Origin of the sequence: Emcibacter nanhaiensis (genome assembly GCF_006385175.1) — a bacterium.
Classification (GTDB): Bacteria; Pseudomonadota; Alphaproteobacteria; order Sphingomonadales; family Emcibacteraceae; genus Emcibacter; species Emcibacter nanhaiensis.
Window position 1 is genome coordinate 359,725 of record NZ_VFIY01000018.1, and the last position, 14,345, is coordinate 374,069.

Below are 14,345 nucleotides of genomic sequence, written 5' to 3' on the forward strand. Positions count from 1 at the left end.
GGCGGCTTTCAAATGTCTGACTGTCCTGAAGACTAGTTCTTTTCCTTGTCCACCAGCTGGTTTTCCTTCAGCCACGGCATCATGCCGCGCAGACGCTCACCCACTTCCTCGATACCATGAGCGGCACCTTTGGCGCGGGCGGCTTTCAGCTTCACCTGGCCGACTTTATTGTCCAGCATGAAGTCATAGACAAAGCGGCCTTCCTGAATGTCGGCCAGAACCCGTTTCATTTCCTTCTTGGTTTCTTCGGTAATGATGCGCGGGCCGGTGACATAGTCGCCATATTCGGCCGTGTTGGAGATGGAGTAGCGCATGTTGGCGATCCCGCCTTCATACATCAGGTCCACAATCAGCTTCAGTTCGTGCAGGCACTCGAAGTAGGCCATTTCCGGAGCGTAACCGGCTTCCACCAGGGTTTCAAAGCCGGCCTGGACCAGCGCGGACGCGCCGCCGCACAGCACAGCCTGCTCACCGAACAGGTCGGTTTCACATTCTTCCTTGAAGGTGGTTTCGATGATGCCGGCGCGGCCACCGCCATTGGCGGAAGCATAGGACAGGCCAAGGTCAAGGCTGTTGCCGGAGGCATCCTGGTAAACCGCGATCAGGGTCGGCACGCCGCCGCCACGCAAATATTCGGAACGCACGGTATGGCCCGGGCCTTTCGGCGCGATCATGAAGACATCCATGTCCGCACGCGGCTCGATCAGCTTGAAGTGAACATTGAGACCATGGGCAAACAGCAGGGCGGCGCCTTCCTTCATATTGTCTTTCAGGTCGTCCTTATAGAGGTCAGCCTGCAGCTCATCGGGCACCAGCACCATAACCACGTCAGCCCATTTGGCGGCTTCGGCCGGGGTCATGCATTTGAAACCGGCGCCTTCCGCTTTCTTGCGGGAGCCGGAATTTTCACGCAGGCCGATAACAATATTTTCAACACCGCTGTCGCGCAGGTTGGCGGCATGGGCATGGCCCTGGGAGCCGTACCCGATAATGGCGACATTTTTGGTTTTGATCAGGTTCACATCTGCATCGCGATCATAATAGACGCGCATGGTAACTTCCTTTCTCGTCTGTAAAACTATTCACTCTTTCTCAGAAATACTTTTTGCTTTTTGGCGCTATTTATAGCGGTTCCCGGCCGCGGGTCAATGCCGCAACGCCGGTTCTGACCACTTCAACCAGCCCGAATTCATCCATCAGCTCGATAAAGGCTTTGATTTTTTCGGACTTGCCGGTGATTTCGAAAATAAAGCTGTCGCGGGTGCTGTCGACAATCCGCGCCCGGAAGGCGTCGCCCACGCGCTGGGCCTCGTCCCGGTCACTTCCTTCACAATGGACTTTGACCAGGGCCAGTTCCCGTTCCACGCTGGGACCTTCCAGGGTCAGGTCGCCGACCTTGTGCACCGGCACCAGCCGCTCCAGCTGGGCCTTGATCTGTTCAATGACCATGGGCGTTCCGGCCGTCACCACGGTGATGCGGGAATCATTTCCTTCCAGGTCGACCGGGGCCACGGTCAGATGCTCGATATTGTAGCCGCGGCCGGAAAAAAGCCCGATCACCCGGGCCAGAACCCCGGCCTCGTTGTCAACGATGATGGAAATGGTGTGGCGCGCGACCGGTTCAACTGTTTTTGCATTCATTGTTCTAATTCCTGTTGTCCTACTGCATCTGTCTGCGGATCGACGCCCGCGTTATACCAGCGCAGCTCCCCCTTCAAATTCCGCGAACTCCTCATCATCGGGCAGGATCATTTCGTTATGAGCCGCCCCGGAAGGCACCATCGGGAAACAGTTGGCCAGCTTGGCCACCTGGCAATCAAAGATTACCGGCTTGTCGCATTCAATCATCTCCATGATCGCCGCATCCAGGTCGGCCGGATTGCTGCAGCGGATGCCGTGCGCCCCGTAGGCCTCCGCCAGCTTGACGAAGTCCGGCAGGCTTTCCGAATAGCTGTGGCTGTAGCGACTGCCGTGGTTCAGCTGCTGCCACTGGCGCACCATGCCCATATATTCATTGTTCAGGATGAACAGCTTGACCGGCGTGTCATACTGCATCGCCGTAGCCAATTCCTGGATATTCATCTGGATGGACGCTTCCCCGGCGATATCGATCACCAGTGCATCCGGATGGGCCATCTGCACCCCGATCGCGGCCGGGAAACCGTATCCCATGGTGCCGAGGCCGCCGGACGTCATCCACTGGTGCGGCTCGTCAAACCCGAAATACTGGGCTGCCCACATCTGGTGCTGGCCCACTTCGGTGGTGATATAGGGTTTCTTGTCCTTGGTCAGGGCATAGAGGCGCTCGATCGCATACTGGGGCATGATGACCTTGTCGGACATCTTGTATTGCAGGCTCTTGCGCTCGCGCCAGCCGTCAATCTCGTTCCACCAGTCTTCCAGGGCTCCTTTATCCATCTCGTGCACGCCGGACTTCCAGATCTTGATCATGCTCTCCAGAACATGGGCGGCGTCGCCAACAATCGGCACGTCGACACGCACATTCTTGTTGATGGACGAACGGTCGATATCCACATGGATCTTTTTCGACTTGGGCGAAAAGGCGTCAAGGCGGCCGGTAACCCGGTCGTCAAAACGCGCCCCGATGCAGATCATCACATCACAGTCATGCATGGCCATATTGGATTCATAGGTGCCGTGCATGCCGAGCATGCCGAGGAATTGTTTGTCGGACGCCGGATAGGCGCCCAGCCCCATCAGCGTCGAGGTAATGGGCGCGCCGGTCATGCGGACAAATTCGCGCAGCAGCTGGCAAGAGGCCGTGCCGGAGTTGATCAGGCCACCGCCGGTATAGAACACCGGCTTTTTGGCCCCGGCGATCAGCTCCACTGCCTGTTTGATCGCATCCATATCCCCCTTGAGCTGGGGTTTATAGCTGCGATGTTCCAGTCGGCCGCTGTGGATAACACTGCTTTTGTCGATCTGGACGTTCTTGGGAATATCGATCACCACCGGGCCGGGCCGGCCGGAGCTTGCCACATAAAAGGCCTCGTGAATGGTGCGGGACAGATCATCCACATCCCTCACCAGATAGTTGTGCTTGGTGCAATGCCGGGTAATGCCGACCGTATCCGCTTCCTGGAACGCGTCGGAGCCGATCAGGTGAACCGGCACCTGGCCGGTCAGGCAGACGATCGGAATACTGTCCAGCATGGCATCGGTCAGGCCGGTTACCGCATTGGTCGCGCCCGGGCCGGACGTCACCAGAACAACCCCCGGCTTGCCGGTTGACCGGGCATAGCCTTCCGCCGCATGGACAGCCGCCTGCTCATGACGCACCAGGACATGCTTGATATTTTCCTGTTTGTAAATTTCATCGTAGATCGGTAGCACGGCGCCGCCCGGATATCCGAAGATGACATCCACACCCAAATCCTGCAGGGATTTGAGTAAGATTTCCGCGCCGCTGATTTTATCCGAAGACATAATCTACCTTTCCAATCTGTCCATATACAAACTAATCAATCCTTAGCCCCCGGCTTTAATACATAAAATTTCGTTTTTAAAGCTATTTCGGGCAAAAAATTTCGCCAGAGACATATCATGGGATAGTATTTCTGACGATTCTCTTTTTCCAAAGCAGGCGCAGATCATCCTCCGCCTGACGGAAAAAGGGAACATACCGACACATTATTACATAGTCAAGCTTATTTTGTGAAATAAAAATTCAAAAATCATCTTTTTGAATTTAACATTATTTCATTTTTATTAAATTCCAGTCCGCGCACTGGTTTCGAAACCAGGTCATTTGCCGCTTGGCAAACTGCCGCGTCTGGGTCTGGCTCTGTTCGGTGGCCTCCTCCAGGGAAATCTCTCCTTCGAGATATTTGATCAGCGGCGGCACGCCAAGGGACTTCATCACCGGCAGCTCCGGATCATACCCACAGGCCATCAGCGCCTCAACTTCCTCCAGCGCCCGGCCCTGCTCGATCATCTGGCGAAAACGCAGGTCGCAACGGGCGTAAAGATCTTCCCGGTCCCGCTCCAGCACATATTTTTCGATCTGTACATCGGCTCGGGCCGCGAGGCCGCCCTGCCCCGGCTGTTGCTGCCAGTAGCTTAACGGTTTGCCAGTGCTCCGCATCACTTCCAGGCCCCGGGCGATGCGCTGGCCGTCCATGGGGGAGATCCTGTCCGCCCAGTCCGGGTCAAGCTCCTTAAGCTTTTCCCACGCCGCCTCCGGTCCCTCATCCGCCACTTCTGTGCGGACCCGTTCCCGGATCGCGGGATCGATCTCCGGCACCGGCGACAGGCCCTCCAGCAGGGTCTTGAAATAAAGACCGGTGCCGCCCACAACGATGGCCAGCTTGCCGCGGCTCCAGATCTCCTCGATCACCGGCAGCGCCATCTGCCGCCAGCGTTCCGCCGAACAGGGATCATCGCCGCTGAGCACGCCATAGAGATGATGCGGGCAGAGCCGCTCCTCCTCTTCAGACGGACGGGCGGTCAGGTCGCGAAGTTCGGCATAGACCTGCATGCTGTCCGCATTGACGATCTCGCCGTCCTGCTCCCGCGCCCACTGAAGTGCCAGGGACGACTTGCCGCTGGCGGTCGGCCCGGCCAGCAATATGATATTTTTCTGACTTTTGTCACTCATGACCAAATTTCCATAGCCTTCCGGGACCACTTGGTGTACCGATAGGCCAAACCACATATATGAACTTGTAACTGATTTACCGAACCTGTGCCATGAAGAATATCCTGACCCTGATCAGCAATCCCGCCGCCCCCGGCCTGACCGAGAAAACGCTCCGTCAGTATAAAGATGCCCTGGCCGACTTGGGCGCTGTCCATGAGGACATTGCCTGGCTCAGCGAAGGCGAAGCCGCCGATATCGCCTTCGACAGCGACCTCGAGGCTGCCCGTGAGGCGCTTGCACCGCTGCTGGAGCAGGAAGCACTGGATTTTGCCCTGCAGCCGCTGCAGCATCGGCGCAAGAAACTACTGGTCGCAGATATGGACAGCACCATCATCCAGGTGGAATGTATCGACGAGCTGGCCGATTTTGCCGGCCTCAAGGAAAAGGTTTCCGCCATCACCGAAGCCGCCATGCGCGGCGAACTGGATTTCGAGCAGGCGCTTCGGGAACGTGTCGGCCTGCTCCGGGGTATGGATACCGCAGTTCTGGAAAAAGTATTTAAAGAGCGTGTGGTCCTGACCCCGGGCGCCGTGGAAATGGTGCAGACCATGAACAAGTCCGGCGCCAACACCGTGCTGGTGTCCGGCGGCTTTACGTTCTTCACTGACCGGGTGGCGCGCCTCACCGGCTTCCAGGTCAACCGCGGCAATATCCTCGGCATCGACGGCGACCAATTGTCCGGCGAAGTGGAAGACCCCATCGTCGACAGCAACACCAAGCTCGACTCCCTGCATGAATTCCAGGACATTGCCGGCCTGGAAATGAGCCAGACCATCGCCGTCGGCGACGGCGCCAATGACATTCCGATGATCGATGCGGCGGGACTGGGCGTCGCCTTCCATCCCAAGCCGGCCGCGGCCAAGGCTGCCGATGTGGTGATCCGGCACGGCGACCTGACCGCCCTGCTTTATATCCAGGGGTTCCAGAAAAGCGAATTCGTCACCGGCTAGGCCGGAAACAAGATCAACCACAAAAAAGGCCGGGAATTTCCCGGCCTTTCTTTTTGATTAGTTCAGTGGCGAGATTATTCATCCTCGTCAAATTTCACCGGCACATGGCTGTAATCGCCGCGGCGATAAACTTTCAGAAGCACGGACTTGCGGCCTTTCTTCTTCAATTCATCAATCCGGCTGATCGCCTCTTCCACAGTGGAGACTTCCTCCTGTGTGACTTCAACAATCACGTCACCGCGACGCAGACCACGTTCGAAGGCCGGGCTGTAGCTTTCCACACCGGCAATCAGAACGCCTTTGAAGTCCGCATCCAGATCAAGGGCTTCACGGGTCTTGTCGGTAAGGTCCTCAAGGGTCAGGCCAATCACTTTTTCGGACGGAATGTCCGGCTGGTCCTCGTCAGCCGTAGCCGGAACCACGTCTTTCTCTTCCTCGTCAAGCTCTGCAATGGTGATTTTCAGGTTTTTCCGGTCACCCTTGCGCAGGACGACGACCTTGACCGTCTTGCCGATCTTGGTATTGGCCACGATGCGTGGCAGTTCACGCATTTCACCCACTTCCTGGCCATCGAATTCAATGATGATATCACCGGATTCAACACCACCCTTGTCCGCCGGGCTTTCCTTGTTCACGCTGGATACCAGGGCGCCATATTCACGGTCCATGCCCAGGCTCTCGGCAATGTCCTTGGTCACCGCCTGGATGCTGACACCGAGCCAGCCGCGACGGGTGTGACCATATTCCATGATCTGGTCAACCACATGTTTGGCCTGGCTGCTGGGCACGGCAAAGCCGATCCCGATGTTGCCGCCAGAGGGGCTGTAGATGGCTGTGTTAATACCGATCACTTCACCGTCCATGTTGAACATGGGGCCGCCGGAGTTGCCGCGGTTGATGGAGGCATCGGTCTGCAGGTAGTTATCATAGGGGCCGCTGTTGATGTCGCGGTTGCGGGCGGAAATAATCCCGGCCGTCACTGATCCACCAAGACCATAGGGATTGCCGATGGCCAGGATCCAGTCACCGACCCGGGACTTGCTGTCGTCGCCAAACTTCACGAACGGCAGCGGCTCGTCCACCTTGATCTTGAGCACCGCCACATCGACCTTGCTGTCCTTGCCGATGATTTCGGCATCATATTCGGTGCCGTCATGCATGCGGACGGACACTTCGTCCGCCTTGTCAATCACATGGTTGTTGGTGATGATGATGCCGTCTGCGGAAATAATAAACCCTGACCCGAGCGACATGCGCTGGCGGGTACGCGGGCGCTTGCCTTCATCATCGCCGTTATTGTTGTCGCGGTCCTCAAACCGTTTGAAGAACTCCTCAAACGGGGAACCGGGAGGGAACTGAGGAAATCCCTCGTTTCTGTCGATCCGCACATTCTGCTTGGTATAGACATTGACAACGGTCGGCAGGAGTTTGTCCGAAAGGTCCGCGAAACTATCCGGGGCGCCTTTCGCAAATACGGCTGTCGGGATCGCAACAACGCAAATTGCGACAACCAGAATATTACTGAGATATTTTTTCACTTTCGTCATACCAATTCCTGAGATCTTCCGATTTATTTTACGTACCGACCAATCAAATCCGTTGGTCCGAACGCTGTTCTTTTCCCTAGATAGACCACCTGTGTTCCCAGGTTTTTTTGTACGTTATCACAAATCTAGGCGCAAAATAGACACCTGCCAGCCCCTTGATCGTATTTTTACACTATTTCATCGCATAAATAATGACCATACCCAGGACAACCGCAACCAGCCCGGTTATCCTGAGCGTCATTTCCGGCATAGTCATTGCCATACGCATCATCTTGCGCATCTGCTCGGGAAACAGGGCGTAGACCACCCCTTCCACCACAAGAACCGAGGCCAGCGCCAATGCCAGTATTTCGAAAAGGGATATGGCTATTTTCCTTCTTTGTCGCCGAAATACCTGAAAAACTCGCTGTCCGGAGACAGGACCATGGTGGTTTTCCCATCGGCGATAGCTTTCCGGTAGGCCTGCAGCGAGCGGTAAAAGGAGTAGAACTCCGCATCCCGGCTGAACGCCTTGGCGAAGGTCCGGGTCGCGATGGCATCCCCTTCACCGCGCAGCTTCTGGCTGTCACGCTCCGCTTCAGCAATCAGAATGGTTTTTTCCTTGTCTGCCGTCGCCTTGATGCGCGCGGCCTCTTCTTCACCCAGGGCGCGGGCTTCGCGGGCCTCGCGGTCACGTTCCGCTTCCATGCGCTGGAAAATATTCTGGCTGTTCTGCACCGGCAAATCTGTCCGGCGAATGCGCACGTCCACCACTTGGACACCAAGCTGTTCAGCTTCCGGTCCAACAGACTTCATAATCTCCGCGCGCAATTCGTCGCGTTCGCCACTGAGAATAGCCGTAAACTGCATCCGGCCCAACACCTCGCGCATGTTGGAATTGACGATGGTGGCCATACGGGTCTGCACACCCTGCACATTGCGTACGGTCTGGTACACCTTCAGCGGATCCAGAATACGCAATTCTGTGAAGGCATCAACAATGACCCGTTTCTGGTCCTCGGTGATAACTTCCTGTTCCGGGCTGTCCAGCAGCAGGATGCGTTTTTCCATATACACAACATTCTGCACCAGCGGAATCTTGAAATTCAGTCCCGGCTCACGCACGGTCCGTTTCGGCTCCCCGAACTGCAGAACCAGCGCCTGCTCGGTTTCCCTGACGGTAAATATAGACGCCCCGATCACCAGGATAAGAGCTCCAAGAACGACCAGCGCACCAATTGATCCGATTTTTTTCATCTTTTTTCTCCTGATCCGCTCTTATTGTTTTTTCTTCAGTTCATTGAGAGGAAGATAGGGCACGACCCCGCCCTCCTTCTCGATCAGGACCTTGTCGATGTTGGCCAGGATTTGCTCCATGGTCTCCAGATACATCCGCTTGCGGGTTACATCCTTGGCCTGCTTGTATTCCTCATACACGGCCAGGAAACGGGACGCCTCCCCTTCGGCCTTGGCAATCACCTGGGCCTTGTAGGCTTCGGCTTCCTGCATCATTTTCGCCGCTTCACCACGGGCCCGGGGAACGATATCGTTTTTATATGCTTCCGCCTGGTTCACCGTTTTTTCCCGGTCGGCTTCCGCCCGCTGCACTTCGCGAAAGGCCTCGATCACCTGGGCTGGCGGATCCACTTTGGTCAGCTTGATCTGGGTGACTTCCACACCAGATTCATATTCATCCAGAATGGCCTGGATATTCTCGCGCGCTTCCCGCTCGATACTGCCGCGACCAGCCGTCAGGGCCTGCTGGATCGGGGTGCGGGCGATGATATCACGGACCGCGCTTTGGGCCACCGTGCGTATGGTCTGTGCCGGATTATCGACTTTAAACAAATATTTGCCGGCGTCCGAAATCCGCCACAGGACGGAAAATTCCACATCGACGATATTCTCGTCGCCGGTCAGCATCTGCCGTTCCTTGGCCAGGTCCACCGAATAGTTTATTCCCTGAACAGAGCCTGTACCCTTGAAGCCGATATCGATCTGGTTGATTTCCGTGACTTTTGGTTTGATCACGGTCTCGATCGGCGCCGGCAGGTGATAATGAAGACCCGGAGAGGTTGTTTCCGTCCATTCACCAAAGCGCAGGACGACACCTGCCTCGTTGGTATTAACCCGGTAGAATCCAGTCAGCAGCCAGCCGCCGATGACAAGCAGCAGAAGCAATGAAAAGCCTTTTCCACCGCCCACATTGCCGGAAAAGGTATTTTTGAATTTGTCCTGGCCTTTGCGGATCAGATCCTCAATGTTGGGTGGCTCCTGACCGCCGCCCCCGCCTCTGCGGGGTCCCTGTCCCCAGGGTCCTCGATCTCCTCCACCACCATTACTTTGCCAGGGCATTCATACCTCCTTGATTATATCAATGCTTTTAAGGGGAAAGTTACAGTTTTCCTCTTACAAATCCGTCTGACTACCTTATATGCTAAGCAGACCGTTTATTCAACGGACAGAGACAGCTCGACAAGTCCCCTATTAGGTAGGAAATTAATGTTCAATATCAAGAAAAATAAAAAGAAAATCGACGAGAAAAGTCTGCTCGAATTGCTGGGCAACATCAAGCACCCGGCCAAGGGACGGGATATCGTGTCACTGGGTATGGTGCAGGGCCTGAAACTGAACGGCGACCATGTCACATTTGCCCTGGAGATCGTGCCCGCCGAGGCCAATGAAATGGAAGCTCTGCGCCGCCAGGCGGATGAGGCGCTGCTCGCCCTGGACGGGGTCAACCGGGTGACCTCGGTGCTGACCGCAGAACGTCCCGCCGGAAGTGACCAACCCGCTGCAAAACCAAATGCCGCACCAAAGTCGCCTATGCCGCACGGCGCAAGCAGCGGCCCGGCCAAAAAAGTCCCCGGCGTAAAACATGTCATTGCCGTGGCCAGCGGCAAAGGCGGGGTGGGCAAGTCGACCACCTCTGTCAACCTGGCCCTGGCACTGGGGGCGCTGGGCCTCAAAGCCGGGGTTTTTGATATTGATATCTACGGTCCCTCCATTCCGCGCCTGCTCGGCACCGAAGATACCCGCCCCGAAAGCCTGGGCGACGGTAAAATCACCCCGGTTTTCAGCCACGGCCTGGCCACCATGTCCATCGGCTACCTGCTGGAAAAGGACACGGCCACCATCTGGCGCGGCCCCATGGTCATGGGCGCCATCCAGCAGATGCTGCGCGATGTAAAATGGGACCTGGACGGTGAACTGGATGTGCTGGTGGTCGACCTGCCGCCGGGCACCGGCGACGCACAACTGACCCTGGTGCAGACGGTGGAACTTGACGGCGCCGTAATTGTCTCCACCCCGCAGGACATCGCCCTGATTGACGCCCGCAAGGGACTGGACATGTTCAACAAGACAAACACCAAGGTCCTCGGCCTGATCGAGAACATGAGTTATTTCCTGTGCCCCAGCTGCGGCGAACGCAGCGACATTTTCGGCCATGGCGGCGCCCGGGAAACCGCGGCCGAAAAAGGGATCACTTTCCTGGGCGAAATTCCCCTGCATATGGACATCCGGGAAAGTTCCGACGCCGGCACCCCCATCGTCGTCAAGGATCCGGAAAGTCCCCATGCGCAGGCCTACCTTGAAATTGCCCGCAAGATCATGGAACAGCTGCCGTGAGCCTGATTACGACCGACCAGGACCTCGCCGCCCTGCTGACAGACGTCAAAACCATCGCCCTGGTTGGCGCCAGCGACAAGCCGGCCCGAGCCAGCAATAGCGTCCTGAAATTCCTGCTGGACAAGGGCTATGACGTCTATCCGGTCAATCCCGGTCTGGCCGGCCAGCAACTCTATGGGCGCAAGGTCTATGCCTCGCTGTCCGATATCCCGGCTTCTATCGACATGGTGGATATCTTCCGCAATTCAAAAGATGCCGCCGGTGCAGTCGACCAAGCCATAGAAGCAGGCGCCGGGGCCGTCTGGATGCAACTGGGTGTGATTAACCGGGAAGCCGCCGACAAGGCTGTGAAACATGGCCTGAAAGTGGTGATGGACCGCTGTCCAAAGATCGAAATTCCAAGGCTTGGATTATAGATTATTCGGCAATTGCCGCAGCGTCGGCATCACAGCAGGGCTTTTCCACGCAGATGACACGGGCAAGCGGGAAGGTCACAATAACTCTGGTCCCCTGGCCCAGCTCGCTCTCAATATCCAGCCGCGCCTGGTGCAATTCAAGATAGGCCTTGACGATGGACAGCCCCAGGCCGGTCCCTTCCTGTGCACGGTTCAGGTCACCATCGACCTGGAAGAATGGCTTGACCACAGCTTCTATATTTTCCCGGGAAATACCAACCCCGTGATCCTGCACAGAAATTTCCATATTACCGCAGTCGGTAACACGCACGGTCAGGGAGACTACCGTATCGTCCGGAGAAAATTTAATGGCATTGGAGATCAGGTTCAACAGGATCTGGCGGACCATGGTTGGGTCACAGCATAAATCGGGAAGATCGTCCGGCAAATCCATCTCCAGGCCTATATTCTTCTTGCCGGCCGTGGACGTCATCATCCGGGAAACCTGCTGCACCAGATCAAAAATATCGCACTCCTGCTCGCGCATTTCCATCTTGCCGGCTTCAATCTTGGACATGTCCAGAATGGCATTGATCACATTCAGAAGATGGTTGCCACTGGCGTTGACGATATCAACATACTCCCGGTATTCCGGTTGCTCGATCGGGCCATAGGCTTCCTTCTGGATCATCTCCGTAAAACCGATAATCGCATTGAGAGGGGTGCGCAGTTCATGATTCATATTGGCAAGGAAGGCGGATTTGCTTTTATTGGCCTGAATGGCAATGGTTTTCGCTTTTTGCAGCTCTTCGGCCCGGCGCCGGGTACGCTCGATACTGGCCTGCAACAGGGAAATAGCCGTTCCCACGCCGATATATTCCGACCCCCTGCAGATAATAAACCCCTTTTGCAGGGCATGGGTGGCGTCATAGGCCAGCATATTGCTGAGGAAATCGATGCTGTTGCCGGCGTCGACAATAAGCGGCGTTTCGGTAATCAGGGTAGAGATCGGTTTGCGGGCAAACAGGGCGTTGCCGAAACGGTCCGCCAGCGCCAGCGTCAGGTCAGTCCGGTGGGCAAGTCCAATGGGCTGGCCATCCTGCAATACCGTGACCGCAAGCAGGTCCGGATCTTCCTGAAACAGATGATAGACTTCCTCGCAGGAGGTATTGGGGGTGACCACAGGCACATCAATGGCCAGAATTTCCACCCTGTCTTCCATAGACATGATCATCCGCGAACCTCAGTTTTATTATTTTACCCAACTAAATTATTAACTTTATTGACTATCCGCCTGAGATAATTGGCAGTTTTTGTTAAAAGAGTGTTACGGAGCCTTAAAGTTCACGTTAAAGTCATAATTCTGTAACATTCCCCCATGCCAAGAAGGAAATTTTCGGTAATCCAACCTGTGATTGCAGGACAATCTGCAGAAAATTCAGGACAGAGGCAGAGTGACCCGTACGGTAGTGCCCTGACCCGGCGTACTTTCAATATCAAGCACACCTTCGTGCAGCTTGACAATCTCACTGACGATATAGAGCCCAAGCCCCACGCCCTGGTAGGTTCGGGAATAGATATTCCCCACCTGCTGGAAGGGCTTGGTTATTTTGACAATCTGTTCCTCAGGGATACCGATACCGGAATCAGACACGACCAGTGAAATCTTGTTCCGGGAACAGTCAGAGCAGGATACCGTGACTTCCCCGCCGGCACCGGTAAATTTGATGGCATTCGAAACAAGATTGAGCAGCACCTGCTGCATTGCCCGTCTGTCAGCCATCAATTTGCAGCTGCTCTTGCCCGGTTTGCGGCGAAGGCGGACACCGGCCTCGGAGGCCCACTCCTCGACAACCGACAGTGTGCTGGCGATCATTTCATCCACATCTATGGACTCTTTTTCGATCTTGAATTTACCCTGCTCAATGCGCGATACATCGAGCAGATCACTAATCAGGCTCAACAGGAGTGTGCCGGACTTGTGAATTTTTTCCGCATAGTCGCGATATTTGTCGGACAGGGCGCCAAACAATTGCTCCGACATGACTTCTGAAAAGCCGAGAATGGCATTCAGCGGCGTCCGAAGTTCATGGCTCATGTTGGCAAGAAACTCGGTTTTCGCCTTGTTGGCCTGCCGGGCTTCCTCCAGCGCCAGAAGGGTTTTATATTCCGCAACACTGTGACTGATGGCGATCCCGGCAATATGGGCGCATTCCTGGATAATTTCGCGGCTTTCTGCCGAGGGAGAACTGGGTACCGGACAATATAACGAAAATGTGCCAAGCACTTCGGCGTCCCTGGAAAAAACAGGAAAAGCCCAGATAGAGGCCAGATTATATTCCGGTCCCAAGTCGCGATAACCCTCCCAATTGGGGTCTGTCTCAATATTTTCGGTAATAACGATCTCGCGGGTTGCCGCCGCCCGCCCACAGGCTCCAATACCCGGTCCGACAGGTATTCCCTCAACCAGCTTCTGCCGAAGCGTCTCGTGCACATTGGGGGCCGCGCCGTATTTCAGGAGCCCCTTTTCCTTGTCATAAAGGGAAATGGAACACATCATTCCCGGGAAATTTTCTTCTGTCGTCAGGGCCAGGACTTCAAGCACCTCCTTGAGGGGCTTGCCAGCAGCCAGTTTTTCCAGGGTGCGGGCCCGGCTGGCATAGAGCAGATCACGGCGCATCTGCGGCGTCTCGTCCTTGACAAGTACAAGCAAGCGGTCACCACCCAGCGAAACGATATGATGCTTGACCCACTGGACTTCATCATCATCGAAAATAAAAGCTGAAGGCTTCTCCCGGGTTTCAGACCACTGGATGATTTCGGTGATTGCCTGACCATTCCGCAGAACGTTCAGCATGCTCCGGCGAATTTGCTTTTGAACAGACCTGGGGATAAAATCCGGCGTAAAATGACCGATAATATTGCCGGGATCTGCATGAAACAGATCCCTTTTCAGTACCTTATAGTCTTCAACGACAAAATCATCCTCACCAGACGCCGGGTTTATTTCATTTTTGAAATGAAATACCAGGTCCAGATCATCGGTGACTTTTGCCTCTACAGGTGTCATTGTTACAACATCCCAAATGCCTTTTTCCGATTAAAAACCCCCGGCTGACCGGCCTATGCGGGTTGGGTACGCGAAATTTCGAAATATTATATTGTTTGTCTTATAATAAGAATA

At 55.4% G+C, this 14,345-nt stretch carries 13 protein-coding genes; 3 read left to right on the forward strand and 10 right to left on the reverse strand.

Annotation, left to right across the window (positions count from 1 at the left end; all coding sequences use genetic code 11):
• Positions 1-32 precede the first annotated feature (32 nt).
• From ilvC to miaA, 4 genes are all read right to left on the reverse strand, one after another.
• On the reverse strand, positions 33-1,052 hold the full coding sequence (gene ilvC / locus FIV46_RS15815) for a ketol-acid reductoisomerase (protein ID WP_139941894.1): 1,020 nt from the start codon (positions 1,050-1,052) through the stop codon (positions 33-35).
• A gap of 70 nt (positions 1,053-1,122) precedes the next feature.
• Complete coding sequence (ilvN, locus tag FIV46_RS15820) at positions 1,123-1,641, reverse strand: acetolactate synthase small subunit (RefSeq protein ID WP_139941895.1); 519 nt, start codon at positions 1,639-1,641, stop codon at positions 1,123-1,125.
• Between the two features lie 51 nt (positions 1,642-1,692).
• A complete protein-coding gene (locus tag FIV46_RS15825) occupies positions 1,693-3,447 on the reverse strand; it encodes an acetolactate synthase 3 large subunit (RefSeq protein WP_139941896.1) in 1,755 nt (584 codons plus the stop codon).
• 268 nt (positions 3,448-3,715) lie between these two features.
• Entirely contained in the window at positions 3,716-4,618 is a 903-nt protein-coding gene (gene miaA / locus FIV46_RS15830) for a tRNA (adenosine(37)-N6)-dimethylallyltransferase MiaA (RefSeq protein ID WP_181163270.1), read from the reverse strand.
• Between the two features lie 92 nt (positions 4,619-4,710).
• Here miaA and serB point away from each other — a divergent pair, with 92 nt between their 5' ends.
• Complete coding sequence (serB, locus tag FIV46_RS15835; protein ID WP_139941898.1) at positions 4,711-5,610, forward strand: phosphoserine phosphatase SerB; 900 nt, start codon at positions 4,711-4,713, stop codon at positions 5,608-5,610.
• A 74-nt stretch (positions 5,611-5,684) separates the two neighbouring features.
• Here the strand turns inward: serB and FIV46_RS15840 are convergent, their stop codons facing one another.
• From FIV46_RS15840 to hflK, 4 genes are all read right to left on the reverse strand, one after another.
• The gene (locus FIV46_RS15840; RefSeq protein ID WP_139941899.1) at positions 5,685-7,157 is read right to left on the reverse strand and encodes a DegQ family serine endoprotease; all 1,473 of its coding nucleotides are present in this window, start codon (positions 7,155-7,157) and stop codon (positions 5,685-5,687) included.
• A 172-nt stretch (positions 7,158-7,329) separates the two neighbouring features.
• Positions 7,330-7,497, reverse strand: coding sequence for a DUF2065 domain-containing protein (locus FIV46_RS15845; protein ID WP_139941900.1), 168 nt, complete (start codon positions 7,495-7,497; stop codon positions 7,330-7,332).
• 26 nt (positions 7,498-7,523) lie between these two features.
• Positions 7,524-8,393 (reverse strand): protease modulator HflC, encoded by an 870-nt coding sequence (gene hflC / locus FIV46_RS15850; protein ID WP_139941901.1) that lies wholly within the window; start codon positions 8,391-8,393, stop codon positions 7,524-7,526.
• Positions 8,394-8,414: 21 nt separating this feature from the next.
• Complete coding sequence (gene hflK / locus FIV46_RS15855; protein WP_139941902.1) at positions 8,415-9,491, reverse strand: FtsH protease activity modulator HflK; 1,077 nt, start codon at positions 9,489-9,491, stop codon at positions 8,415-8,417.
• Positions 9,492-9,638: 147 nt separating this feature from the next.
• Here hflK and FIV46_RS15860 point away from each other — a divergent pair, with 147 nt between their 5' ends.
• Both FIV46_RS15860 and FIV46_RS15865 read left to right on the forward strand, forming a co-directional pair.
• Positions 9,639-10,766: an Mrp/NBP35 family ATP-binding protein gene (locus tag FIV46_RS15860; protein ID WP_139941903.1), complete on the forward strand. Its 1,128-nt coding sequence runs from the start codon at positions 9,639-9,641 to the stop codon at positions 10,764-10,766.
• Positions 10,763-11,182, forward strand: coding sequence for a CoA-binding protein (locus tag FIV46_RS15865; RefSeq protein WP_219846161.1), 420 nt, complete (start codon positions 10,763-10,765; stop codon positions 11,180-11,182). Before FIV46_RS15860 ends, FIV46_RS15865 begins: the two co-directional genes overlap by 4 nt.
• Before the next feature lies 1 nt (position 11,183).
• Here FIV46_RS15865 and FIV46_RS15870 read toward each other — a convergent pair whose 3' ends face one another.
• Complete coding sequence (locus FIV46_RS15870) at positions 11,184-12,389, reverse strand: sensor histidine kinase (RefSeq protein ID WP_181163271.1); 1,206 nt, start codon at positions 12,387-12,389, stop codon at positions 11,184-11,186.
• A gap of 210 nt (positions 12,390-12,599) precedes the next feature.
• Positions 12,600-14,231 (reverse strand): GAF domain-containing sensor histidine kinase, encoded by a 1,632-nt coding sequence (locus FIV46_RS15875; RefSeq protein ID WP_139941905.1) that lies wholly within the window; start codon positions 14,229-14,231, stop codon positions 12,600-12,602.
• Positions 14,232-14,345: the final 114 nt, after the last annotated feature.

Bases quoted from the DNA above. Each gene is read 5' to 3' on its own strand.
- FIV46_RS15825 (WP_139941896.1), bottom strand. From the start codon at position 3,447: ATGTCTTCGGATAAAATCAGCGGCGCGGAAATCTTACTCAAATCCCTG.
- ilvC (WP_139941894.1), bottom strand. From the start codon at position 1,052: ATGCGCGTCTATTATGATCGCGATGCAGATGTGAACCTGATCAAAACC.
- serB (WP_139941898.1), top strand. From the start codon at position 4,711: ATGAAGAATATCCTGACCCTGATCAGCAATCCCGCCGCCCCCGGCCTG.
- FIV46_RS15875 (WP_139941905.1), bottom strand. From the start codon at position 14,231: ATGACACCTGTAGAGGCAAAAGTCACCGATGATCTGGACCTGGTATTT.
- ilvN (WP_139941895.1), bottom strand. From the start codon at position 1,641: ATGAATGCAAAAACAGTTGAACCGGTCGCGCGCCACACCATTTCCATC.
- hflC (WP_139941901.1), bottom strand. From the start codon at position 8,393: ATGAAAAAAATCGGATCAATTGGTGCGCTGGTCGTTCTTGGAGCTCTT.
- hflK (WP_139941902.1), bottom strand. From the start codon at position 9,491: ATGCCCTGGCAAAGTAATGGTGGTGGAGGAGATCGAGGACCCTGGGGA.
- FIV46_RS15840 (WP_139941899.1), bottom strand. From the start codon at position 7,157: ATGACGAAAGTGAAAAAATATCTCAGTAATATTCTGGTTGTCGCAATT.
- FIV46_RS15870 (WP_181163271.1), bottom strand. From the start codon at position 12,389: ATGTCTATGGAAGACAGGGTGGAAATTCTGGCCATTGATGTGCCTGTG.
- FIV46_RS15860 (WP_139941903.1), top strand. From the start codon at position 9,639: ATGTTCAATATCAAGAAAAATAAAAAGAAAATCGACGAGAAAAGTCTG.
- miaA (WP_181163270.1), bottom strand. From the start codon at position 4,618: ATGAGTGACAAAAGTCAGAAAAATATCATATTGCTGGCCGGGCCGACC.